The organism is Thermosipho ferrireducens, from assembly GCF_017358165.1.
Taxonomy (GTDB): Bacteria; Thermotogota; Thermotogae; order Thermotogales; family Fervidobacteriaceae; genus Thermosipho_B; species Thermosipho_B ferrireducens.
In genome coordinates, this window is sequence record NZ_CP071446.1 from 723,287 (window position 1) to 747,285 (window position 23,999).

Sequence of the window (23,999 nt, forward strand, 5' to 3'; positions counted from 1 at the left end):
GATGATATGCGTTTTAGACTCCAAAAGTTACTTGATCTGGCATCAAAAGAGGAAGAACTTTTGAAAAATGAACTTTTCAGAATAAGGCAGGAAAAAAGTGCAATTTTTGAAAATATAGAGAAGACCCAACAATACATTTATAAAATAAAAGAAGAAATATCTTCTGCTGAAACAACAGGGCAGGAGTTACAGTTTAAAATTGCCATAATTTCTCAGGGGGAAAATTATTTGAATAGTCTGTGGAATAAGTTTTATGAAATGGAAAAAAAAGAGCAGGAAATACTTGATGAGTATTTAGAAAAAAGGAAGCAAAGATTAAGTCTGGAAAAATTGAAAGAAAGAAAAACAATGGAATATGTTACTGAATTAAATCGTAAAGAAATAAGAATTATAGATGAAATAGCTGAAAAGAAATTTTTTAGAGAAAGAGGGGAAGGAACAAATGGTTATATATAAAGCTTTGGGGGCGTTTTTTCAATTTCCTGGACTTATAATCTTGTTGTTTCTAACTTTATATTTAATAAACATAAAAAAACGCCGAATTCGGCGCTTTTTTCTTTTATTGGTAGTTCTTTTTTATTTGACATCTACATCGTTTTTTGTTTATTTAGTTTCGAAAACACTAAAAATCGATTATGTTGATTATAAAGAATATCGACAATATGATTCTTTGGAAGGTTCAATTATAGTTATTTTAGGGGGAGGGATTATCTCTTACGATAATGAAATAGAAGTAGGAGCGCATACCTTAAAAAGAATAGTGAAAGGGTATGAAATTTATCGGGAAACCAACGCTCCGATTTTGGTTACAGGTGGTGTTATAAGTAAAGGTATACCAGAAAGTCATGTTATGAAAGAACAGTTAATAAAGTTTGGAGTACCAGCCGATAAGATAATAGTTGAGGACAAGGCACGTAACACTTTTGAAAATGCGAAATTTTCCGAAGATTACCTTAAAAATTTTGATACAATATATTTAGTGACTTCTTTTTTGCACATGAAAAGAAGTTTAATGCAATTTTCAAAAGCGTTAAAAGATAAAAGATTATTACCAGTTGTTTGTGATTTTCCCATAGATTTTAGGGGAAATTATCTGGATTTTCTTCCAAGTTCTCAGGCTTTTTATTCATTTTCACTTATAACTCATGAATGGATCGGACTTGTTGCATATTCCTTGGGAATAGTGGGAGGATGAAATTGAGAAAAAGAAAAGGTTTTGTTATGTGGTTTGTTCTTGCGGTTTTTCTTGTGTGCGTTTATATTCTTTCAAAAATATGGTATATACTCATGATAAGGATTAAAGGTAATCCATAATTTTTTGCTATCTGGGAGGTTAAAGAATGTTTCCGTTGTATGATACAATCCCAAGTAGAAAGAAACCGTATATAACTTACGCTATAATAGTGGTAAATGTTCTCGTTTTTTTGTATGAATTATCTCTCAGGGGATATCAACTTGATCTGTTTTTTTATAATTACGGTGTAATACCTCTCAGATATACGTGGAAGATAGCACCTTCTTTAAAATTAATGGCCTATTGGAGAGCTATTGAACCTTCCATTACTTCTGGATCCCTTGTGCCGCTAATTTCACATATGTTTATTCATGGTGGATGGTCACATATAATAGGTAATATGTGGTTTTTATGGATTTTTGGAGATAATATAGAGGATCGTATGGGACATTTTAAATATTTTCTTTTTTATCTTTCCGGTGGAATTTTTGCGATGTTTTTTTACACACTTTTTAATCTTTATTCTCCTTATCCAATGATAGGTGCTTCTGGGGCAGTGTCTGCTGTTATGGGGGCTTATTTTGTTCAGTTTTATTATTCAAAGATTGTGACGCTTGTGATATGGTTTATACCTTTTTTAATTGAAATTCCTGCGATTGTGTATTTATTTTTCTGGTTTCTATTTCAGGTTCTTAATGGAACTTTTTCCAATATAACAGGAAGCGGTGTGGCTTATTGGGCACATGTTGGGGGATTTATTTACGGAATGGTAATAGGCAGAATGGTTAGAAAAAGATACTATTGGTGACCAGGATTGGCGAGAGTTGGCAAGATTAGCGAGGTTAGTGAAAAAGAAGATCCTTCGACGCTGGCGCTCCTCAGGATGACAAAAAGACAGTGAGGTTAGCAAGGCTTGTCCTGAGCACGGAGTGCGAAGGATCTTGCAAGAATTAGCCCCCAACCTTGTCATTCCGAGGAACGCAGTGACGAGGAATCTTATGATTAGCGAGTGTTGGCGAGGTTGGCGAGAGTTAGTAAGATAAAAAATATAAAGTTTGTTAGATGAGTTTGAAATGAAAAGAATTGAAGAATCTATGGGACTGTTATTTTAGTGAGGGAGGAATAGGAATGGGAAAAGTGGTTATTGTAACAACAGGTGGAACTATTGCCATGGTGAAAGAGCGAGAAGGAGTTGTTCCATACGATAAAGGTAACATTCTCATAAGTGAAATCCCGGAATTAAGAGATATACCAGGACTTGATAAAATAGAATTGTATGAGTTTGCAAATATACCCAGTCCTCATATGACCCCGGCTGACATGTGGCGCCTTTCAAAATTGGTGGATGAAATTTTAGAAGATGAAGAAGTTGCAGGAGTTGTGGTAACTCATGGAACAGACACTCTTGAAGAAACTTCTTACTTTCTTGATCTTACGTTGAAGAGTGAGAAACCTGTGGTATGTACAGCGGCTATGAGAAACATAGGTGAACTTGGCACAGATGGGCCAAGGAATGTTCTTTCTTCGGTTAGAACAGTTCTGTCACCGCAAGCGTATGGGATGGGTGTAATGGTCTGCCTTAATGATGAAATACACGCTGCAAGAGAAGTTACCAAAACATACACAAGTAACGTAGCAACTTTTGACTCTCCAGGATATGGCCCGCTTGGTATTGTCGATGAGGATGTAGTGATTTTTAACAGAAAATCTCTTACAAGAGAAAGAATACTAACAGATAAAATAGAGGAAAAGGTTGCGCTTATAAAAACGTTTACAGGTGATAATGGCTCAGTTTTAAAAGCAGCAGCGCAAATGGGATATCGGGGAATAGTACTTGAAGGCTTTGGACGAGGAAATGTTCCGCCAGATGTAGCTGATGCTGTTGGGGAGGTTATAAAAATGGGGATTCCTGTAGTTATTACTTCGAGATGTTTTAAAGGAAGAGTCTATCCAGTATATGCATATAAAGGTGGAGGAGCTGATTTGAGGAAAATGGGGGCTATAATGAGTGAACATCCTATTGGCCAGAAAGCGAAAATAAAACTTATGATTGTAATGGGAAAAACAACTGATATAGAGGAGATTAGAACATATTTTGAAAGAACGATTAAGAGGAGGACTATAGAGCATGGTTAGACTAAGTAACCGAAAACTTGCTGCTGTTTATGTAGCAGGTTATGCGGTGTTAATGTTTGTTCTTTTTCTTTTATTTGATACTATTTTAAATGTTTTCATTTTCACACTAATATCTACTTTAATAGTGTCTTTAATTGCTAAATTTCTGAATTTTTTCAAGATAAAGGGAAAGATTTCAATTATAATAGCCATTCTAATATATTTTTTTATAATAGTTTATGGTATAATATTAACAGTTCCAGCGGCAACAAAGCAAATAGGAAACTTTGTTACCACTTTAAATAAGGTATTTGATAGTCAGGCATGGGCAGAATATTTTAGTAACAATCCTGAGCTTTTGGAAAGTGTAAACAGCGTGATGGCATGGGTGAAACCAAAGCTTAATGAGCTTATGAATTTTGTTCTGGATACAGTTGCTAAAGGAACCCCGACATTTTTTACTACCATGTTCTATACCATTATTCTTACCATTTATATTCTTCTGTACTCTGGTTGGCTTAAAAAATCGTTGCCCAACCTATTTCCCAGAAGGACTCGCAAAATATTATCCGACTTTATGGAAAAACTTTATTTAGCTTTGTCAAGTTTTGTAGATGTAATAGTCATAAACGCAGTAATAACAGCTCTGGCCTTTTATCTTGTTTCCTCTGTATATTTTCCAGATAGTGCTATAATTCTTTCTTTCTGGGCTGGAGTGACAAATTTGATACCAATAGTTGGAGTGTTTTTTGAATATATTCCTGTGTTTTTATTTTCTTTAACTCTGGGGTTGAAAGGTTTTATCCTGATGAATGTTTTTGTGGTTATGATACACCTTGGATTGTTCATAATATTTGTTAATGTTATGAAGTTACATCTTAATGTGAATCCAGTTTTGATGATTGTCTCAATAATTGTTGTTAATCAAATTTTCGGGCTTGTTGGGGCGTTTTTCGCTGTTCCGTTGTTAATTTTTGTGGCTGCTTTCTGGGAAGAATTTGTTAAGCCAGAATTTGAAAGATAAATCAGGAGGTGATATATATGAAAATTCGAAAGTTTCTGTTTATGGTTGTGATTGTTTTGATTCTTGCTGTATTCTGGTCCTGTGGTTTAAAAATTCCCGGGAAACTTCCTTCAAAAGTTGGAGTTAAATACACAAAACATATAGAATTCCCAATAACTACAATGAAAATTTCTATGGAAAATCTTGTTAATCCAATGATAGAAGATGCGCAGCAAAGTGGCTTTCAGGTTGTTAATAGAAATCCTTTAACTCTGTCTTACGGAACTTCGGTTGTAATATCCCCGGTAAGTTTACTTGGTGATATAGAAAACCAGATAAAAAATTCTATAAATGGTTTTTCTCAGACCTTGAGTTTTCAAATTAATACTGATGAAATATTTTCGAATATTACAACATTAAATGGAAGTATTTCTTTACCAGGATTTAGTCCGATTAGTGGGGACATAGCAGCTAAATCAGCAAATATTGGGGACATAGAAATAGTAAATTCTGTCGATGTTCCTGTGGTTGCAGGGACCTCTGTATATATTGATCTTGGAACTCTTAGCTTTGATTTTACCTGGATTCATGTGGTTAGCGCAATACTTGAAATAAGTACTTCGGTGGTAGATGGGAATGTCGATGTTTCTGAGATAGAACTTGTGCTTGGAACGGTTCCTTCAATTAAACCTGGAGAGATAAATGACATGTATTTTTACGATGGTGATATGGTTGGTATTAACGCCACGATTACCGGAGCTGGAGCAGGTACTGTGAGAGTGTCAATAACTTTGAAAAATGTGGTAATAGATGAAGCAAAAGGTATAGATATGGACAAGTATCCTGTTACTATAAACATCCCGGACACTCATATAGATATAAGCCCGGAAAACTGGCAAATAACACTGTCTGGAATATTTGTCACTAATTTTACAGTTGATGCTACCAATCTCAAAGTTGTAAAAAACATTGAGGTTACATCAGGTGGAGCGACAGTAGCATCTGGAGATCCTGTTGTGTTTGATTCAAGTAAAATAATAACAGTAAGTAATGGATTAGATGTAACTGGAACTATTACGTTAAAAGGGACACCTGTCGATATAGATTTAAAAACTCCTATAACTTATGAGATAGTACCCGACATCAATATTGAGAGTATTAAAAACTATCCTGTTGACACGGCTCTTTTTATTCCTTTACCGGATAACGTTGATATGACAAAAATAGGTACCGGAACTTTTAATGTGGAATTTCTGGGAATAACGATAAATGAAGCAACAGGAACGCTTACTGATGGCACAATTACAAGAAATGTCCAGATTTCTGGAAACGTTCTTTCAATTGACGCTGCGGGTATAGAATTGCCAGCGACGTTGACTTTAAATCAGATATCTGCATCTGTAGATAATGGTGTTTCCAAAATAGATTACACCGGTCATCTTTCCAATGATTTTGCTATTGAGAAAGTAGTTGTATCACCAACACTTCTTGCAAGTGCTGCTCAAAATGTGAATATTGATGTTTCTGATTTAGCTCAATTTGTCAATTCACTGGATGCGACAATTGTGATAAATGTGTCTTATGTTGCTACAGGGATATCGAATTTAACAATAAGTGCCACCTCTAATATTCTGGAAGATAAGACAATTGTTATTAGTGGAACAGGAGAATCTTCTATAACAAATGATGTTAAAACTATAGATTTTTCTACATTAAACAGTATAGATTTTTCAATAGAAGCTTCTGGGGATCTGGTTCTTTCAAATATAGAGAAAGGAAAAGATTATGGAGTGGATGTTACGATAACCATGCCTATTTTCGAAGTGGATAAAGTAGACCTGAAAGGTCAAAAATATACATTTGGTGATCCTATCACATTATTTGACTTTTCAAATCTTGGGCAGGATTTAGAATTTTTGAAAAATATGGATCTGGCGTTTAGTGCACCTGTGACATTTAAATCTACAAATACTACTATTGAAGCTACCATTACACTTGATATAAGCGGAACGCCTGTATCTATTTCTATAGGTGGTTCTACGGATATTTCAGAAATTATAAAACAAGTGTTAAAGGATGGTGCGTTATTAACCCTCTCAATTTCAATAGAAACTTCACAGGGGATTTTAAGTAAAGATTCTGAATTTGGTGTTGATACCAGTCTTATATTTGCATTCGAAGGAACCCCTAATGTAAATACTGTTGTTGCAGATGGTTATGTGGATCTTTTGGATTTGAAAGGGCTGGCGGAAATTATAGATTCTGCCACTTTAACGTTTGCATACTGGAAAAATACCACTGGATTGAAAACTGTATTCAACATAGGTGGTATAAACTTTAATATTGGTACTGCAACTCCTGCTTTGAATTTAAATAAGGAACAAATAAATTCACTGGCAAGTGATAATACATATTATTCGATAATTTTACCAGCTGGTGAAAAAGTGAGTTTAAATGCGGATGGGTGCATAGACGTAGCACCGTATATATCAGTGGATCTTACTGTAGCTACGCAGGTAACATTTTAAAGAGGAGGTGTTAACATGGTTAGAAAAATAATAATAAGCGTGATTTTGATATTAGTTTATTTAAGTGTTTTTGCTCTTCCATACTCACCATTTGGAGTATTTGGAAATCCAGGGATTGTCTTTAAGGATTTCTGGTTAATGGGAATGAGTGGGTATGGAGATTTTACGATGAACCAAAAACTTTTTTCCCTGGAAGGTTTGAATGCGCTTCTTAATGAAGGAGTAGTAGATTTAAATGAAGTAAGACAGGTGAAAGTAGCTTTTCGAGCAGATGCGGGATTGTACAGTGTATTTAAAATCTGGAAACTGGGAGTTTCTTCTTATTTAACTTTAAATACTGATTTACTTTTTGCTTTGCCAGATGAAGTTACAAGCTTTATAAAAGACAACATCAATATTTCTAAAACTTATGCTGCCACAGATTCTAATTTTTTATTTTCAGAAGCATACCTTGATCTTGGCATAAATATTCACTTTGGGGATTTTTTCATAGGCCCCGTTCTTTATTTACCAATACTTTATGTAGATAAAGAGAATACTCTTTTAGATTTTATGTATACTTCATCAGCATCTCCTGCTGAGGCTCAATTATTACTGGATGCAAATATAAGTATTTATTCAGCGATTTTGCTGGATCAATATGGTCTTAGCGTTAAAGCACTTTCTACAGCAAGTAAAAAATCTCTTGGATTAGGTTTGAATATAGGATATGCTGGTAAAAATTTCGGAATAGCTCTCAAGAATTTTCCTTTAAAAGTTCCAGAAATAGATTATAACGCTGAGGTAAATGCATATGTAAATTTTACTTATACAGGTAATGGAACTGATATAACAACTTCTTCCACTGCAAATACACTTATAACTGATTTTGTAAAAACTGCAACTTCTTTAGTAGTCGAAAGGCAACCTGAAATTACGTCCTATTTAATCTTTGGTTCGGGATTTAAAGTAGGATTCCTTGGAAGATATAGAATAGATGGAATATGGAATGTTAAATCGTTTGTGATGCTTGACCTGGCATTGTTAAAAGCATATTATTCTCTTGAAGTGGGAAATATTTTGCCAGGATATATTCATACAATAGGTGCAATGCTCGATATGCATTTCATGTTCCTTGATATTTCAGGAACCATGATAGCAGATGATCTTGTGCCAGGACCTGGTACACGTCCAGGGTATGGAATAAAGGTAAATTTTGGCATGGGGATATAAAAATTGGCGAGAGTTGGCAAGATTGGCAAGAATTAGCCCCCAACCTTGTCATTTCGAGGAACGCAGTGACGAGAAATCTTGAGCTGGCAGGATTAGCAAGATTGGCGAGATTAGCGAGAATTAGTAAAAAAAATAAGACTCGCTTTGCCTGGAATGATAAGAAAATGGCGAGATTGACAAGACCTGTCCTGAGCACGGAGTGCAAAGGATCTTGCGGGAATTAGCGAGGTTGGTAAAAGGGAATGAAAAATAAAATGGTGTTTCATTACCTGACAGAGACTAATATTTTTTAGATATATACAATTGGAGATATGTATGATATACTATGTTTGAGAATTTTTAATTAGAAGGAGTGTTGAGAGATTATGCACGATCACGAACATGAACATCATCATGAGGAAGAGCATCTTGAAGCGTTTACTCTCTTTGATGAAGCTGGCAACGAGCATCATTTTGTTCTTCTTGCTGAGCTTGAGAAGGAAACGCAAAATTATTGGGTATGTGAAGAAATTTTTGTAGAGAATGAAGAGATTAAGGATTTCGGAGATTTGTATCTTTTTAAAAAGGCGACAGATGAAGAAGGTAATGTTTATCTTGATTCTATTGAAGATGAAAATGAGTTTAATGAAGTTATTAAGATCTGGGAAGATATGACATCAGAAGAAATTGTCGAAGATGACTCTGAAAATGTTGACAATTAAAAATTCATTTGCTACAATAATAGCTGGTTAGCAGGCGTAGCTGCAAGAGGTGGAGCGCCTCCTTGGTAAGGAGGAGGGTGTGGGTTCGAGTCCCACCGCCTGCTCCAGATTAAATCAAAAGTATTGAAAAGGGCCTTAGATAAGGCCCTTTTGTGCTATAATATTGATGAAAACTTGATTGGGGGTGGTTTCATGAGAAATTTTGTGTTTTATAATCCTACAAAGCTTGTTTTTGGAAAAAATACTATTGATAAGATAGGTGAATATTTGAAAAAGGGAAAAATAAAGAAAGTGTTATTTCTAGCAGGCGGTGGTTCTATAAAGAAAAACGGGGTTTATGAAAGGGTTGTAAGATCACTTATAGAAAACGATATAGAAAAAGTGGAAGTCTGGGGTGTTAGGCCTAATCCTGTTCTTTCAAAAGTTGAAGAAGCAATAGAGGTTGCTAAAAAAGAATCTGTAGAGGCCATACTTGCAGTTGGTGGAGGAAGTGTCATAGATAGTGCTAAGGCAGTGGCTGCGGGATATTATTATGAAGGAAATGTCTGGGACTTTTATCTGGAAAAAGTTAGACCCAAAAAGGCTTTGCCTCTATACACTGTACTTACGCTTTCTGCGACTGGCACCGAAATGAATGGGAATACTGTACTAACTAATGAGAGAACCACAGAAAAATTTGCATTTGGTTCAATCGTTGTATATCCTAAGGTTTCTATAGTTGATCCAGAAGTACAATTTAGTTTGCCGGAGCATCAGATAGTTAACGGTGCAGTTGATGCAATTAGCCATGTTATGGAATACTATTTTGATGGAGCTGAGAATACAGAACTTACAGATAGAATAGATGAAGGTATAATATTAACTTTGATTGAAACCACTGAAAAGCTTCTTGAAAATCCAAAAGATTATGAAGCTCGAGCTAACTTTGCGCTTTCTACAACTCTTGCACTTAATGGCATTTCAGGACTTGGACATAAAGGTGGCGATTGGGCCTCGCATGAACTTGAGCATGCTATAAGTGCGCTGAACCCAGAAGTCGCGCATGGTGCCGGCCTTGCTGTGGTTTTTCCAGCATGGATGGAATATGTTTTTACAAAGAATGTAGAAAAGTTTGCAAAATTCGGAGAGAATATATTTGGAATAAAAGATGATAACACAGAGGAAGTCGCAAAAAAGGCGATTCGTTCTTTAAGAAACTGGTATAAGAAAATAGGGGCTCCTATTACGTTGAAAGAACTTAATTTTGATTACTCTGATATAGACAATCTAACAGAAATAGCGTGTAAACACGCTCCTTTTGGTGAGCTAGTGAAACTTGAAAAGGAGGATATAAGAAAAATTTATGAAATAGCGTATGAATAGGAGGGCATTTCATGAAGGTTTTGTACGCTCAATCTGGAGGAGTTACAAGTGTAATTAATGCATCTGCTTATGGAGTGCTTGATGAGGCCAAGAAAGCTGGTCTGGAGATATTTGTGGGAATTCATGGAATTTCAGGAGTTTTAAGAGAGAAGATTTTAAACGTTACAGACAGGGAACTTGAGGGGTTGAAAACCACACCATCCGCTGCTTTTGGATCATGTAGAAAGAAGTTGAAATCTCAGGAAGATATAAGTAGGCTTTTTGAAATTTTCGAGAAATATGAAATAGAATACTTCTTTTATAATGGTGGTAATGATTCTATGAATACTGCCTGGAAACTTCATGAAGAAGCAAAGAAACGGGGATTTCCATTAAAGGTTATTGGCGTTCCAAAAACCATAGATAACGATTTGCCGTACACAGATCATTGTCCAGGTTATGGTTCAGCTGCTAAATATATTGCGACAGCAGTTATGGAAGCAACACTTGATTTAAGAAGTATGTATGTAGATTCAACCAGAGTATTTGTGATGGAGATAATGGGAAGACATGCAGGATGGTTAGCAGCAGCAGCTGGTCTTGGATGGCTTAATGGAATTGGAGCAGATATTATTTTACTTCCTGAAGTACCATTTGACAAAGAAAAGTTTTTGAATAAGGTTGATGAGACAATCAGGCGTAAAGGATATTGTTCCATAGCTGTTTCCGAAGGGATAAGATATCCAGACGGTTTTTTTGTTTCAGATATGGGTTTTACTGATAGCTTTGGTAATAGACAGCTTGGTGGAGTTGGGTTTACGATAGCTGGAATGATACGCTCAGAACTTTCCTTAAAAACACATGTTGCAATCCCAGATTATCTCCAAAGAAGCGGTAGGCACATTGCGAGCAAAACAGATGTGGAAGAAGCTGAGATGGTTGGAAGAACAGCTGTTAAATTAGCTGTTTCAGGTGTATCAGGAGTGATGGTTACAATAGAAAGAAAAAGTAACGAACCATATAAAGTAGAATACGAAACAGTAGGACTTAACAAAGTGGCTGATCAAACAAAATATCTTCCAGATGAATTTCATAACGAATTTAGTGTTACTGAAAAATTTTTCGAGTATGTCAAACCACTGGTAGAAGGTGAAATATTTCCAACGTTCAGAAATGGATTGCCTGTGTACACCATTTTTAGGGAGGTTGAAGAACTATAGAAGTTTTGTTTGTGTTAATTAATTTAATTAGTCTTTCTATTTCTTTTATTTTCTATATATTGAAAAAAGTAAAATATCTCCCTTTGCTTATCACTATATTTTCTATTTCTGGTCTTTTTTTTAAGTTTGATGGCTATCTGATAGGGTATGGGGGCATACATATTGTAAACGATAATGTTTCCTTTTATTTTATATTAACAAATGTTATGGTTACCTTTATAGTGAGTTTAATGCTTTTAAAAAATTATGAAGCGTCAAATTACCACAAAAATTTCTTTATTTCCCTTACCCATGTAGTGTTAAATTTCCTCTTTGTCTCATATGACCTTTTTAATATCTATGTACTCCTTGAGACAATAACGTTGTTAATAGTTTTATTGATTCTTTCAGGCCAAAAGTTCGTTCATAAATTAATTGGATTAAAATATATTTTTGTAAGCACTTTTGCAATGAATTTGTACCTTATAGGTGTTGGCATTTCATATTATAAAGGCGGTACGTTTGACATAGAAATGGTAGTTTTGACAGGAGTTGCGAAATACCTTATACAGGGAGCCTTGTTTATAAAATCAGGTTTGTTTCTCTTTGGATTATGGCTTCCAGATGTTTACTCGGAAACTGAGTCTGAAATTTCTGCGTTGCTGGCAGGAATTTATTCTTATGCGTCAATCTACGCTCTTGTAAGGTTAAGCGATTCAGCTGACGTTCGATTAATAGGCGTATTAACTTTCGTTTTTGGGGTGATAATGGCTCTTATTGTAAATGATTATAAGAAAGTACTTGCTTATAGTTCAGTTTCTCAAGTGGGATTAATGTTATTTTTTTTAGAATACACCCCGTTTTTTGTCTTTGTCCATGCTATTGCAAAGTCTACACTTTTTTTAAGTTCAAAATATGTCCCAAAGAATCCGGGAAAAAGTGAAAAAGTTGAACTTCTGGTTTTCATACCAATTCTTATTTCTGGTTTATCAATATCAGGAATGCCCCTGACCTTAGGTGGTGGCGTCAAAGAAATGCTTTTTAAAAATCTTCCCATGTGGTCACTAATTGTTTCTTTTTTAACCAGTCTTTATATTGGAAAAATTTTGCCAGTAAATTTGAAAGTAAGTGATAAAGTTGATTTTCAGAAAATGGTTTTATTTTTTTCAGGTATTATACCACTTTTCTTGGGGGTATTTTATTACTCCTCCTTTGGAAACGTATGGACGATTGTTTTAGGGCTTTTTTTAGGGGAAATTCTTTTTTCAAGGGTAAATTTTCATATTTCGTTTTCAACTGAAATGGTTCTTACGTTGTCTGTTTTTAGTGTGGGTTTTTTTGGACTACTGCAATATTTTTTAAAGGGATGATAAAATGATCTCAGTTTTATTTGGGCCAGAAAAAGGTTTTAGTTCTGATGTAATAGTTGTACTGGATGTTTTAAGAGCGACTTCTGTAATAGTAACAGCGCTTGCGAATGGAGCATTACTTATCAAACCGGTTTCATCGATTAGAGAAGCTGTGAAGATGAAAAAAGAAGGGTACATAATTGGTGGGGAAAGATCAGCAGTAAAGCTACAAAGTTTTGATAAGGGGAATTCCCCTTTAGAATATTTTGATGTGGCAGGAAGTAAAATAGTACTTACAACCAGTAATGGAACGCGGCTTATAAAAAAAGCCATGAAGTATTCTAAAAATATTATTGCTGGTGCGTTTTTGAATTTGACAGAGATCGTTGAATATATACGTAATGTAGAAAATATAATCTTATGGTGTGCAGGAAACAAAAGAGAGGTTTCTTATGAAGATACTTTACTTGCGGGAGCTATTTTAGAAAAATTGAATCGTATAGGAAGGAGAGATTTTCACGATAGTGCTCTTGTTGCTCTGGAATTTTTTGGAAGGAGAAAGGAAATAAAATTTCGTGGAACTCACGCCAGAAGATTGATTGGATTGGGATATGAAAAAGATGTCGCTTTTTGCTCTCAGGTGGATATTTATAGTGTATTACCGGTTTTGAGAGAAGATGTGTTTATTAAACGTTAGCTTTAAATTTCATGTAGTGTAATTGGAGGTTGGAATGTTGCTGGAATTTTTAGAATTTGCTGCGCCGATAACTATTGTAATTTTTTCTATATATGGATTATTGTTTCGAAAACACATCCTTTCCAAAATAATAGCTCTTGATATAATGAACACAGGTGTCGTGATGCTTTTCATCATTATTTCTTCAAGATATGGTGATAACTATCCTATCATTAGAAAAGGCATCCAGAATTATGCGGATCCTTTTCCTCAGGCTGTTATAATTACCTCGATTGTAATAGGCTTTGCTACTTTATCACTCCTTCTTGCTCTTAGCATGATTATTGTGGAGACAAAAAGGAAAACAGATCTTTCGAAAATTGAAAAAATGAGGGATTAGCGAGATTGGCGAGAATTGGCAAGGCCTGTCCTGAGGAGTGAAACGACGAAGGATCTTGCGAGAGTTGGGAAAAAGAATAAGATCCTTCGCTGCGCTCAGGATGACAAAAAAGAAAGATCCCTCGTCATTTTATTCCTCGGGATGACAAAAAAAGAAAGTCATTCCAGGGAGTATAGTGACGGGGAATACCCTCCATACATATCATTCTGACGAGGAAGAAAGCGAGAAATCCCCTTCTGTCTCATTCCGAGGAACGTAGAAGGCGAGGAATCCAACCCATCCCTGTCATTCCGAACCCGAAGGGTGAGGAATCTTATAATTGGCGAGAGTTAGGAAAGAATAAGATCCTTCGTCGCTGCGCTCCTCAGGATGACATCCCCCTCGTCATTTCATTCCTCGGGATGGGAACTTTTATGTCACCTTGTTCCTCAGGACAACATTCTTTTCATCATTAATGTTTTCCAGAATAACGTTTCTTTTGTCGTGTAAGGTTGGCAAGAATTGAGAAAGTTAGCAAGATACGTATAACTTCAAATTAATTAGTTTTAAGTTTCTTTCTAAATGACAGAAGTATTCCTAAAACTATTGATAATATTGCGGCCATTAGTACTCTATATTCAACTGGTAATAAAAATGTTATTGTATGGGCGGGTATCCAGAATAAAGGAATTGTTTTAAGGATTATGAAATTTACAAATTCCTGCCAGTTGATTTTACTTATAACGTATGAAAGCTTTAACGAAAAAATATTTTTAATTTTTCCATTGCCAAGTTCGATAAACGTGTCAGTAATTCTATGAAAGGCCATGAATGTAGGTGCAAAAATAAGATTCATAAGTGTGCTGGTAAAAAATGAACGTAAAATATTGTTTATTGTTACAACGGATGATGATGGAAGCAGTTTTTTTTCCATTAAAGAATATGTCCCTGTGGAAAATATTTCAAAAACTGCCACAAAAGTTATTCCCAGAAATCCCCATATGATAAATTTATATGATAATCCAGCAGGAAGTGTATATTTTCCTTTTTGAATTCTCAGTGAAATTAATTCGCCTATGGTTGCGAGTATTGAAACTTTTATAAATCCCATAAAGTATGGGTGAGTTCTACTGTAGAATAAAAAAGTTTCGTGAAATGGTTTGTAATTGAACAAAGATATGAGTGCTATAAAAAATCCTATTACTAAAAAGTCTCCTTTTTTCATAACTTCACCTCACTGTATATTTTTTTATTCTTGACACAGTTTTAGCTATATAATATAATTTATTGGTGAAGTCGGGGTGTAGCGCAGTTGGCTAGCGCGCTTGCATGGGGCGCAAGAGGTCGCTGGTTCAAGTCCAGTCACCCCGACCATTTTTTATTCCCACTCTATTGTTGCAGGAGGTTTAGTGGTTATATCATAGACTACTCGATTTACACCTTCTACTTCGTTCACAATTCTTTTCGCCACATGGTTTAGAAATTCATATGGGAGTTTTGACCAGTCTGCTGTCATACCATCTTCGCTGTTAACCGAACGAAGGGCTACAACGTTTTCATATGTTCTATAGTCTCCCATAACACCTACAGTTTTAATTGGAAGTAATACAGCAAAAGCCTGCCAGACCTTGTCGTACAAATTGTTTCTTTTTAGCTCTTCCATAAAAATGTGATCTGCTTCCTGAAGTATTTTTACCGACTCAGGTGTTACTTCTCCAATGATTCTTACAGCAAGTCCCGGGCCTGGAAATGGATGACGATTTAAAATTTCTTCTGGAAGCCCGAGTATTTCACCTATTTTTCTTACTTCGTCTTTGAAAAGATATCTAAGAGGTTCTATAATCTTGAAAGGAAGTTTTTCCGGAAGTCCTCCAACATTATGGTGTGTTTTAATTTTAACGGCGGTTTTTCTTTCGCTAACTTTGCTTTCTATGATGTCAGGATAAAGAGTACCCTGTGCAAGATATTTGATGTTTCCGTGCTTTTTAAGCAGGTCCATTGCAGTGTTATAAAAAACATCTATAAATAAATGGCCTATTTTTTTTCGTTTTTCTTCTGGATCCTCTATTCCTTTTAAAGCAGTAAGAAATTGTTCTTTAGCATCGACATTTACAATGTCTATTCCAATTTTTTTGAAATTATAAATTACTTCAGTTTCTTCATTTTTTCTTAGAAGGCCTGTATTTACAAAGACTGGTATTAAGTTTTTACCAATAGCTTTGTAAAGAAGTAATGCCACTACAGAGGAATCAACTCCTCCAGACAATCCAAGAAGTACTTTATCATTTTTTACCAGGTTTTTTATTTCCTCGATTTTTTTTGATACGAAATTTTCCATTTTCCAGTTTTGTTCCATACCTGCTACATTTGCTATAAAGTTCTTAAGAATTTCTTTACCATATTCTGTGTGGGATACTTCCGGGTGAAATTGGACGCCGTAGATATTTCCTTCTATATTTTTAATAACCGCGAACGGAGAGTTTTCACTTGTAGCAATTTCCACAAAATTTTCAGGCAATTTTTCTACTCTATCAGAGTGACTCATCCAGACGTTAAAAGAATCGGGTAAATTCTGGAAAATAGGATCGTTTCTGGAGATTTTTAAGATGGAATGTCCAAATTCTCTTTTTCGAGATTTTTCTACTATTCCCCCAAAATAATGTACAATTGCCTGGAGTCCATAACAAATCCCTAAAATTGGAACGTTTAATTTAAAAATGTGTTCGGGTATGGTGGGGGCTTTATCTGAATAAACACTATATGGACCGCCGGATAGAATAATAGCTTTCGGATTTAGGTTATTCAGTTCTTCTTTTGAAGCATCCCATGGTAATAATTCTGCATAATATCCAATCTCTCTAACGCGTCTTACTATAAGCTGAGTATATTGTGAACCATAGTCCAGGATAACGATTGTTTCCAGGCTATTCAATGTGATGCACCTCCTGTCATTTAAAAAGGCTTGAAATTTTACACTATTATAACAATTGTTGTTTTATCTGACAAGGCTTGACTTTATTACAAGGCACAAAAGTTCTTACGAGTATTGGCGAGGGTTAGCGAGATTAGCAAGATTAGCGAGGTTGGTAAAAAGAATAAGATCCTTCGTCACTTCGTTCCTCAGGATGACATTCCCCTTACGTTCGTTCAGTTCCTCCTCTGTGTCATTCCGAGGAGCGTAGAAGGCGAGGAATCTTATAATTGGCGAGGGTTAACAAGGCCTGTCCTGAGCACGGAGTGCGAAAAATCTTGCAAGAATTAGCGAGAGTTGTTCCCGCATTTATGTCATTCCGAACCCGAAGGGTGAGGAATCTTGTATTTAGCAAGAGTTGGCGAGGTTAGCGAGGTTGGCAGGCTTTTCCTGAGGAGTAAAACGCCAGGATTGAAACGACGAAGGATCTTGCGATGGTTGGCGGTTAGCAAAAGAAGAGGAAATGATGATTTAATGGAAATAGATAATGGAATTATTTAATTATATACGGATTTTTCAAATTTGGCCTGGAAAATGACAATGTAGGATTTTAATTTTATTTTTTGAATAAAAAAGATTTTTTCATGTGAAAATACAGCATGTTATAATTAGCTTTGTAAAAAAGTTTAATTTTAGTAAGGGGTGATATAGTGAAAGCTATTATCTTATGTGCAGGAAAAGGTACAAGGTTAAGACCTTTAACTTTTACCACTGCGAAGCATCTTATACCTATAGCAAACAAACCGGTAATTTATTATAGCCTTGAGAAAATAAAGAAGGCGGGAATAAACGAAGTAGGATTGATTGTAAATCCGGAGAACATAAATAGTTTTAAAGAGGTAATAGAAGATGGTTCAAAATATGGTTTGAAAATAGAATATATTCTTCAAAAAGAACCTAAAGGGCTTGCTCACGCTGTCTGGGTAGCTAAAGATTTTATAGGTGAGGAAGATTTTTTAATGTATCTGGGTGACAATCTTATACTGGATAATATAGAACCGTTTATAGAAGAGTTTAAAGGAGATAAGGATATACAGGCTTCTATTTTGTTGTCTCCTGTTAAAGATCCTTCAAGGTTTGGAATCGCAATTATAAAAGACGGGAAAATTGTGAAAGTCGTTGAAAAGCCGAAAACCCCTCCTTCTAATCTTGCAATTATAGGATTATATTTATTTAGAAAATCTATTTTTGAAGGAATAGAGAATATAAAACCTTCCTGGCGTGGTGAACTTGAAATAACAGATGCTATAGGATATCTTATAGAAAAAGGGAGAAGGGTAAAAGGACATGTGATTTATGGATGGTGGAAGGACACGGGAAAACCAGAAGATCTTCTGGAGGCTAACAGGAAAATTCTTGATGATAATCATATGACTCTCTCTATAGAAGGGGAAGTTGATGACTCTTCTGTTATTCAGGGAAGAGTTAGTCTGGGTGCAAATTCTAAAGTTGTAAATGCAATTATACGTGGTCCTGTAGTTATTGGTGAAAACTGTATTATAAAAGATTCGTATATAGGTCCATACACTTCCATAGGGGATAATGTTGTTATTGAAAGTTGTGAATTACAAAATAGTATAATAATGGATCAGGTGAAACTTTTAAACATACCGTATCCAGTTGATTCTTCACTTGTTGGAAAAAATGTCGAAATAGTTGAGAATTTACAAAAACCAAAGGCAATAAGATTTGTTATAGGTGACATGGGAAAAATCGAAATTGTGAGGTGATTTTGTGATTAAGTTAATTCTTGTTGACCTTGATGGGACTTTACTAAACGATGAAAAACATGTTCCTGAAAGAAACATTTTCGCACTTAGGGAAGCAATGAAAAAAGGAATCCATGTAAGTATCGCAACAGGGAGAAATTATTTTTCAGCAAAACCGTATATTGATGAACTTGGATTGGATGTTCCCGTAATACTCCAGAATGGTGCATTTATTTATATGCCTTTTGAAAACAAAATACTTTATGAGTCGCCTCTTCCATCTCAAATAGCGCGGGAAATTATTACTAAAGCCAGAAGATTAAATCTGGATTATATTTTGTTTTCAGATTTTCTGGAAGAGAAAGATATGTATATGGATATAAAACATGAAGGAGGATACAAAAAATATCTTGAGCAGAACCATTGGAGGTTAAATTTCGTGAAAGATGTCATGGATTATATCACTGGAGACACAGTTGCAGAAGTTGTACTCATGGGAAATGAAAAAGACATTAATCAGGTGATTAAGGAAGTTCATCAAAAGTATGGTAATGAGTTTAGTAGTGTAAAGAATAACGTTGTGGATGGCTGGGCATTTTTTGAATTTTTTGGTAGAGGAGCATCAAAAGAGGCTGCTTTTGAATTTTTATTAAAATATTTTAAAATAGCACCAGATGAGTGTATGTTTTTTGGTGATAATTTTAACGATATAGGATTGTTGAAAAGAGTGGGGTTTCCCGTAGTTATGGAAAATGCTCCTGAGGAAGTTAAAAAGTATGGAAAATTTATAACTCTTTCCAACAACAATGGAGGAGTTGGTTACGCAATTGAAGAAGTTTTATTTTAATCTATTTTTACTCTGGCTCTTTATTTCTATGACTGCTTTTGGATATTCACTAAATGATTTAAAAATGGCCGTTGGAGAGAGGGATCAGAAAAAAGTTCTGGAGATACTCGAATCTCTTGATTTTAAAAGTGTATCTCTTGATTTTCAGTGTGAGATAGCATTCGCTTACACTGAAATTTACGTATGGGGAAATGGAAACGTGAAGAAATATCAAAAATTAGCACATGAATATGCAAAATATCTCCTGGAGAAAGCACCTTCTTATTGGAAAACCCATTATGTAGTGGCGATGGTTTTATCTCATTATGTACAAAGAAACGTTTTTCTTGCGCTTGTGTATGCAAATAAAATTTTTTATCATGCTGAAAAAGCGGTGGAATATGGAGATAACCAGTATCTTACACACCTTTTATACGGTGTGTTGAATCTTGAGACACCTTTTGGGGACCTTAATAAAGCGGGATATCATTTAAAAAAAGCCTTAAGTTTAAATCCAAAGCATGTGTACACATATGTTGAACTTGGAAAATACTATGAAAAGTTAGGAAAGTATGAGAAAGCTTTAGAAATGTATAAAAAAGCTTTAGAAGTTGAAGGTGAAAAAAACTGGAAATACATAAACATAGAGGGAAGAGAGGAAGCTACTAAAAGAATTCTGGAGGTGGAAAAAAGGTGTACAGAAAAATAAAAGGAACAGAGGATATTTACGGTGAAGAGATAAAATATTGGTATTTCATAGAAAACACGGCAAGAGAGGTTTCAAGAATTTATGGCTATGAAGAAATTAGAACACCTATTTTTGAGCGAACAGAATTGTTTGTTAGAAGTGTGGGAGAGGAAACAGATATTGTACAAAAGGAAATGTACACATTTGAAGATAAAGGTGGAAGGAGTCTAACATTAAGACCTGAAGGAACCGCACCTACTATTCGAGCATTTGTGGAAAATTCAATGATAGCATCAGGGTTACCCAGACGCCTTTTTTACATAGGACCTATGTTTAGGTATGAAAGACCACAATCCGGGAGGCAAAGGCAATTTCATCAGTTTGGAATCGAGCTTTTAGGTTCTTCTTCTCCTTTAGGAGACGCAGAGGCTATAATGCTTGCTGATAATTTTTTGAGAAAACTGGGGCTTGTGGATTATAAAATAGTTATTAATTCTATAGGATGTGAAAAATGCAGGCCAAAATATAAAGAGGCTTTAAAAGAGTATTATTCAAATATCCTTGATAAAGTTTGTGATGATTGTAAAAGACGTTATGAGACAAACATTTTGAGGTTGCTTGACTGTAAAGTGGATTCTTCTTATGCAGAGAACGCTCCAAAGATGAAAGATTATCTTTGTACGGAATGTAAGAGTCATTACGAAGAAACAAAAAAGCTTTTAGAAACTCTTGAGGTTGCGTATGAAGAGAATTTTAACCTTGTGAGAGGACTTGACTATTATAATGGGATTGTGTTTGAAATTCATCATAGCAGACTTGGAGCTCAAAGCGCTATAGGCGGTGGTGGAAGATACGATAAATTGATTGAGGAAATAGGAGGGCCAAAAACTCCATCATTAGGATTTGCTATGGGAATTGAAAGGTTGATAATCGCGTTAAAAAAAGAGAATGTTCCTGTGGAAGAATGGAGAAACAATGAGGTGTTTATTGCACACCTTGGGCATGAAGCAAAGATTGAAGCGATAAAAATAGCGGAAGAATTGAGAAAAAATGAAATTTCAGTGGTCTTTAATACAATGGAAAGAGGACTGAGCGCACAGCTTAAACATGCGGCACGATTGAAGTGCAAGCTTTGCATTATTGTAGGAGAAAATGAGCTGGAAAGAGATGTTGTGATATTGAGAAATCTTGAAACAGGTGATCAGGTAGAAATAGAAAGAACTTTCATTGTAGGTACAGCTAAAGAATGGCTTCAAGACTGAAACATCCCCGCTATACAGCGGGGATTAGTTTATTCAAAAATATTAGAACTTTGTTTACCAGTAAGATATCCTATAACGATTTCGCTTAGCTTTGGATATCTTCCTATTTCTATATCTGTTTTTACAAGAAGTTCATTTTTGACAAGGCCTATTATGGTTCCATCTGTTAGTTCTTCTCCAGAAGACAGTATTTTGTGCGTCTCTTTTGCATGGTCAATACTGTCTGTGAAAATTACTCTGCCTTCTTTTATTATTGCAATATTGTCTGCATATTCTTCAAGTTCAAAGATTTCGTGCGAAGAAACTAAAACAGATTTTCCAGTCTCTGCATAATCGCGGATAATTTTCATTATTTCGATTCTGATAGTAGGATCAAGGTGTTGAGTTGGCTCATCAAGAAGTAAAATTTCTGCACCGCTTGAAACAGCTAATCCAACTAAAAAAAGTGTTTTCATACCTATGGAATAAGTTTCAATTCGCTGTGACAGATTGAAATTATATTTTGCAATAAATCGTTCAAAGACTTTTTCATTCCATGAAGAGTATAATGTAGACCATAATTTGTAATAGTCTTTTCCGTTGAGTTTTGGAAAAACTACCCTATCTTCAGGAACAACAGCAATCTTTTCTTTATGTATTTCTGTAAATTCTTCATCTTCAAAGTAAATCTTTCCACCATCCTTAGGAAAAACTCCCGTTATGCAGTTGATAGTTGTTGTTTTTCCTGCACCATTTGGTCCCACAAGAGCGAGAATTTCTCCCCTTTTTATTGTGAAATTTACGTCTGTCAACACGAATTTTCCGTTGAAACTTTTTTTCAAAGATTCTATACGTAACATATTAATTCACGCTCCTTTTTACGTAAGACTTGTAGGCTAACCAGACAAGTAGTATGGAAAGCAACAAAGATAAGAATATGTTTCCCTGATGAGTTGGGCTTATAAGTGCATATGGATTAAAACTTGGGCCGATTTGAGTTGATCCAAGATCTCCAATTATTAAGTCTGCTATTATGAACAAAATAGGAATACCTACATTGTCAAGGCCAAAAGAAACTGAAAGCATTGATATTGCAAAGATGGCTGATGAGAAATTTATAGATTTGAGAAGGATTATCATATTAGTTGTAAAACTACTAGTTACAAATAAATATGAAATGAAATGCGTGACTGACACTGCAAATATCAGAAAGAGGAAAGAATATATGAATATTTCTCCTTTTGCAAACGGGAGATAATAAAGCAGTCTGTCTTTTTTATGCTTTACATCAGAGGGGAGCATATTTATTATGAGAAAAAAGGTAAAAAACATTCTGGTTGTGTAATTTGGAATAAAAAGGAGTAGAAGAAAGATAAACCAGCTTCCAAGTTTTTCTTTCAATTCTTTTTCATAATATATTTCCATTCTTGACAAACTAATTTTCATTTTTCCACACCTCCTCAAAAAGTACAAGTATAGTTTGAAGATCAATATGTGTTTCTTTTAGCTTTTTTACACATTCTTTAATCTTTTTCATTACATCAACAGATATTGGAATTTTTTTACTAACAAAAAAACCAATTCCATGTTCTGCTTCAAGTATTCCTTCATTTTTTAAACGCTCTAACGCTTTAAGTACAGTATTTATGTTGACATCAAATACATCCTGAAGTTTTCGCACAGGCGGAAGTTGAGAACCAGGTTGAAATTCACCTTTAATGATTTCTGCCTTTATCATATTTATAATTTGTATGTATGCAGGAATTCCGTTGTGTTTGTCTACTTTTTTTAACATAATATCACCTCAAGATCACTTTTGGGCCCCTCACCTTGATATCAATACCTTTAGAATTTTTTATAGTGATACTTCCAGAGGTTCCATGGACGCTCAGGCTTCTTTTAAATGAATCATTTGAGGGAGCATATTCCAGTACCCCGGAGACAGCGGTACCTGAAATTTCTATATCGTAAGAATTTTTAATAGTCACATTTAACTTTATACCTGTTCCGTCGATATCTATGGTTTCTACGTTGTACTTTCCATTTATTGAGATGCCAGTTCCATCTACGTTCATATAAGTTCCAGAGAAATTACCGTTTAAAACAATACCAGTTCCATCTATATCAAAATCCCTCGAGTTTATATCTCCGTTTATTTTTATACCTGTTCCATTAACATCAAGTCTTTCTAACATAGTTGTATTTTTACCATAAATAACAATTCCCGTTGAGTTAACATTTAAGAATTTTAAATAATCCGTACCTATATAGAAAATATATGTTTTATTTCTTTCACCACCTGTGAATTTTGTATTTGTTTCTGATATTTGAGCATTTAATTGAGCAGGATATCTGATAGAATTACCTTCTTCCAGGTATACAATAACTCCACCATTTAGACGGATTTCCACACTTTTAGAAGTTTCTATAGAGGCAGAAGGCTCTATTGTCCTGGAATTGTTTGAATTATTGTAGCTGTAAAAATTGAAAAAGGGAAAAGTGAAGATAAATTTTGAATTTAAAAAACTTGTTATACTAAGAGAAGGAATGAAAATTATAAAACTTAATATGATAAATCCAATTTTACCTTTTGGAAGAATTAATGCAAAAAAAATGGTTCCAAAGATTCCAAGAATAATCTTAAGTGGCCAAAACGGTGCAAACCACCCGAGAATTCCCAGTGTTCCGGCTATAAGTAATTTAAATAAAACCGGATACTTTTTATGTATTTTCATAACATCACCTCCGGTGTGATAGTGTTCTACACAACTATAACACTAATACTTAAATGTGTCAAGAAAAAAATGAAAATAAAAGTCAAAAGTTC

Annotated in this window: 23 protein-coding genes and 2 tRNA genes; 19 read left to right on the top strand and 6 right to left on the bottom strand. The window is 34.8% G+C overall.

The features are described from left to right. The first annotated feature begins 6 nt into the window (after positions 1–6). The 14 genes from JYK00_RS03585 to JYK00_RS03650 all read left to right on the top strand — a co-directional run bounded on the left by JYK00_RS03585 (position 7) and on the right by JYK00_RS03650 (position 13,758). Entirely contained in the window at positions 7–456 is a 450-nt protein-coding gene (locus JYK00_RS03585) for a flagellar export protein FliJ (protein WP_207567322.1), read from the top strand. Further along, positions 443–1,195 carry a YdcF family protein gene (locus JYK00_RS03590; protein WP_207567323.1) on the top strand — a complete coding sequence of 251 codons (753 nt, stop codon included), beginning with the start codon at positions 443–445 and terminating at the stop codon, positions 1,193–1,195. Before JYK00_RS03585 ends, JYK00_RS03590 begins: the two co-directional genes overlap by 14 nt. A 145-nt stretch (positions 1,196–1,340) precedes the next feature. Beyond that, the gene (locus tag JYK00_RS03595) at positions 1,341–2,042 is read left to right on the top strand and encodes a rhomboid family intramembrane serine protease (protein ID WP_207567324.1); all 702 of its coding nucleotides are present in this window, start codon (positions 1,341–1,343) and stop codon (positions 2,040–2,042) included. 320 nt (positions 2,043–2,362) lie between these two features. Then, positions 2,363–3,370: an asparaginase gene (locus JYK00_RS03600; protein ID WP_207567325.1), complete on the top strand. Its 1,008-nt coding sequence runs from the start codon at positions 2,363–2,365 to the stop codon at positions 3,368–3,370. Further along, entirely contained in the window at positions 3,363–4,373 is a 1,011-nt protein-coding gene (locus JYK00_RS03605; protein ID WP_207567326.1) for an AI-2E family transporter, read from the top strand. Before JYK00_RS03600 ends, JYK00_RS03605 begins: the two co-directional genes overlap by 8 nt. 17 nt (positions 4,374–4,390) lie before the next feature. Continuing rightward, positions 4,391–6,880: a hypothetical protein gene (locus JYK00_RS03610; protein ID WP_207567327.1), complete on the top strand. Its 2,490-nt coding sequence runs from the start codon at positions 4,391–4,393 to the stop codon at positions 6,878–6,880. A 15-nt stretch (positions 6,881–6,895) separates the two neighbouring features. Beyond that, on the top strand, positions 6,896–8,092 hold the full coding sequence (locus JYK00_RS03615; RefSeq protein WP_207567328.1) for a hypothetical protein: 1,197 nt from the start codon (positions 6,896–6,898) through the stop codon (positions 8,090–8,092). 365 nt (positions 8,093–8,457) lie between these two features. After that, complete coding sequence (locus tag JYK00_RS03620) at positions 8,458–8,793, top strand: DUF1292 domain-containing protein (RefSeq protein WP_207567329.1); 336 nt, start codon at positions 8,458–8,460, stop codon at positions 8,791–8,793. 30 nt (positions 8,794–8,823) lie between these two features. Beyond that, positions 8,824–8,900, top strand: a tRNA-Thr gene (locus tag JYK00_RS03625). An 85-nt stretch (positions 8,901–8,985) separates the two neighbouring features. Further along, positions 8,986–10,155 carry an iron-containing alcohol dehydrogenase gene (locus JYK00_RS03630; protein WP_207567330.1) on the top strand — a complete coding sequence of 390 codons (1,170 nt, stop codon included), beginning with the start codon at positions 8,986–8,988 and terminating at the stop codon, positions 10,153–10,155. A gap of 11 nt (positions 10,156–10,166) precedes the next feature. Next, a complete protein-coding gene (locus JYK00_RS03635) occupies positions 10,167–11,354 on the top strand; it encodes a 6-phosphofructokinase (protein ID WP_207567331.1) in 1,188 nt (395 codons plus the stop codon). 11 nt (positions 11,355–11,365) lie between these two features. Continuing rightward, positions 11,366–12,703: a proton-conducting transporter transmembrane domain-containing protein gene (locus tag JYK00_RS03640; RefSeq protein ID WP_207567332.1), complete on the top strand. Its 1,338-nt coding sequence runs from the start codon at positions 11,366–11,368 to the stop codon at positions 12,701–12,703. Between the two features lie 4 nt (positions 12,704–12,707). Further along, positions 12,708–13,379: a 2-phosphosulfolactate phosphatase gene (locus JYK00_RS03645; protein WP_207567333.1), complete on the top strand. Its 672-nt coding sequence runs from the start codon at positions 12,708–12,710 to the stop codon at positions 13,377–13,379. A 34-nt stretch (positions 13,380–13,413) separates the two neighbouring features. Then, a complete protein-coding gene (locus JYK00_RS03650; RefSeq protein WP_207567335.1) occupies positions 13,414–13,758 on the top strand; it encodes an NADH-quinone oxidoreductase subunit K in 345 nt (114 codons plus the stop codon). Positions 13,759–14,293: 535 nt separating this feature from the next. On the opposite strand, the gene JYK00_RS03655 is transcribed toward JYK00_RS03650, so the two are convergent. After that, on the bottom strand, positions 14,294–14,962 hold the full coding sequence (locus tag JYK00_RS03655; RefSeq protein WP_207567337.1) for an Mpv17/PMP22 family protein: 669 nt from the start codon (positions 14,960–14,962) through the stop codon (positions 14,294–14,296). A 72-nt stretch (positions 14,963–15,034) separates the two neighbouring features. Here JYK00_RS03655 and JYK00_RS03660 point away from each other — a divergent pair. Then, positions 15,035–15,111: transfer RNA gene (locus tag JYK00_RS03660), tRNA-Pro, on the top strand. Positions 15,112–15,115: 4 nt separating this feature from the next. Here the strand turns inward: JYK00_RS03660 and guaA are convergent. Next, on the bottom strand, positions 15,116–16,660 hold the full coding sequence (guaA, locus tag JYK00_RS03665) for a glutamine-hydrolyzing GMP synthase (RefSeq protein ID WP_207567620.1): 1,545 nt from the start codon (positions 16,658–16,660) through the stop codon (positions 15,116–15,118). A gap of 698 nt (positions 16,661–17,358) precedes the next feature. On the opposite strand from guaA, the gene JYK00_RS03670 reads away from it, so the two are divergent. Genes JYK00_RS03670 through hisS form a run of 4 tightly spaced genes read left to right on the top strand, consistent with a single transcriptional unit; the run spans position 17,359 to position 21,193 of the window. Next, positions 17,359–18,438 (top strand): glucose-1-phosphate thymidylyltransferase, encoded by a 1,080-nt coding sequence (locus JYK00_RS03670; RefSeq protein WP_207567338.1) that lies wholly within the window; start codon positions 17,359–17,361, stop codon positions 18,436–18,438. Positions 18,439–18,442: 4 nt separating this feature from the next. Further along, a complete protein-coding gene (locus tag JYK00_RS03675) occupies positions 18,443–19,264 on the top strand; it encodes an HAD family hydrolase (protein WP_207567339.1) in 822 nt (273 codons plus the stop codon). Further along, positions 19,245–19,952 (top strand): tetratricopeptide repeat protein, encoded by a 708-nt coding sequence (locus JYK00_RS03680; protein ID WP_228288202.1) that lies wholly within the window; start codon positions 19,245–19,247, stop codon positions 19,950–19,952. Before JYK00_RS03675 ends, JYK00_RS03680 begins: the two co-directional genes overlap by 20 nt. Then, the gene (hisS, locus tag JYK00_RS03685; protein ID WP_207567341.1) at positions 19,937–21,193 is read left to right on the top strand and encodes a histidine--tRNA ligase; all 1,257 of its coding nucleotides are present in this window, start codon (positions 19,937–19,939) and stop codon (positions 21,191–21,193) included. Before JYK00_RS03680 ends, hisS begins: the two co-directional genes overlap by 16 nt. Positions 21,194–21,222: 29 nt before the next feature. Here hisS and JYK00_RS03690 read toward each other — a convergent pair whose 3' ends face one another. From JYK00_RS03690 to JYK00_RS03705, 4 genes are read right to left on the bottom strand one after another with little or no spacing between them, the layout of a single operon-like run. Continuing rightward, on the bottom strand, positions 21,223–22,032 hold the full coding sequence (locus JYK00_RS03690) for an ABC transporter ATP-binding protein (RefSeq protein ID WP_207567342.1): 810 nt from the start codon (positions 22,030–22,032) through the stop codon (positions 21,223–21,225). A 1-nt stretch (position 22,033) separates the two neighbouring features. Beyond that, positions 22,034–22,618, bottom strand: a complete 585-nt coding sequence (locus JYK00_RS03695) for a hypothetical protein (protein WP_228288203.1) — start codon at positions 22,616–22,618, stop codon at positions 22,034–22,036. Beyond that, positions 22,608–22,967, bottom strand: coding sequence for a GntR family transcriptional regulator (locus JYK00_RS03700; protein WP_207567343.1), 360 nt, complete (start codon positions 22,965–22,967; stop codon positions 22,608–22,610). The genes JYK00_RS03695 and JYK00_RS03700 overlap by 11 nt, the downstream gene beginning before the upstream one ends. Before the next feature lie 4 nt (positions 22,968–22,971). Beyond that, positions 22,972–23,907, bottom strand: a complete 936-nt coding sequence (locus JYK00_RS03705; protein WP_207567344.1) for a hypothetical protein — start codon at positions 23,905–23,907, stop codon at positions 22,972–22,974. Positions 23,908–23,999: the final 92 nt, after the last annotated feature.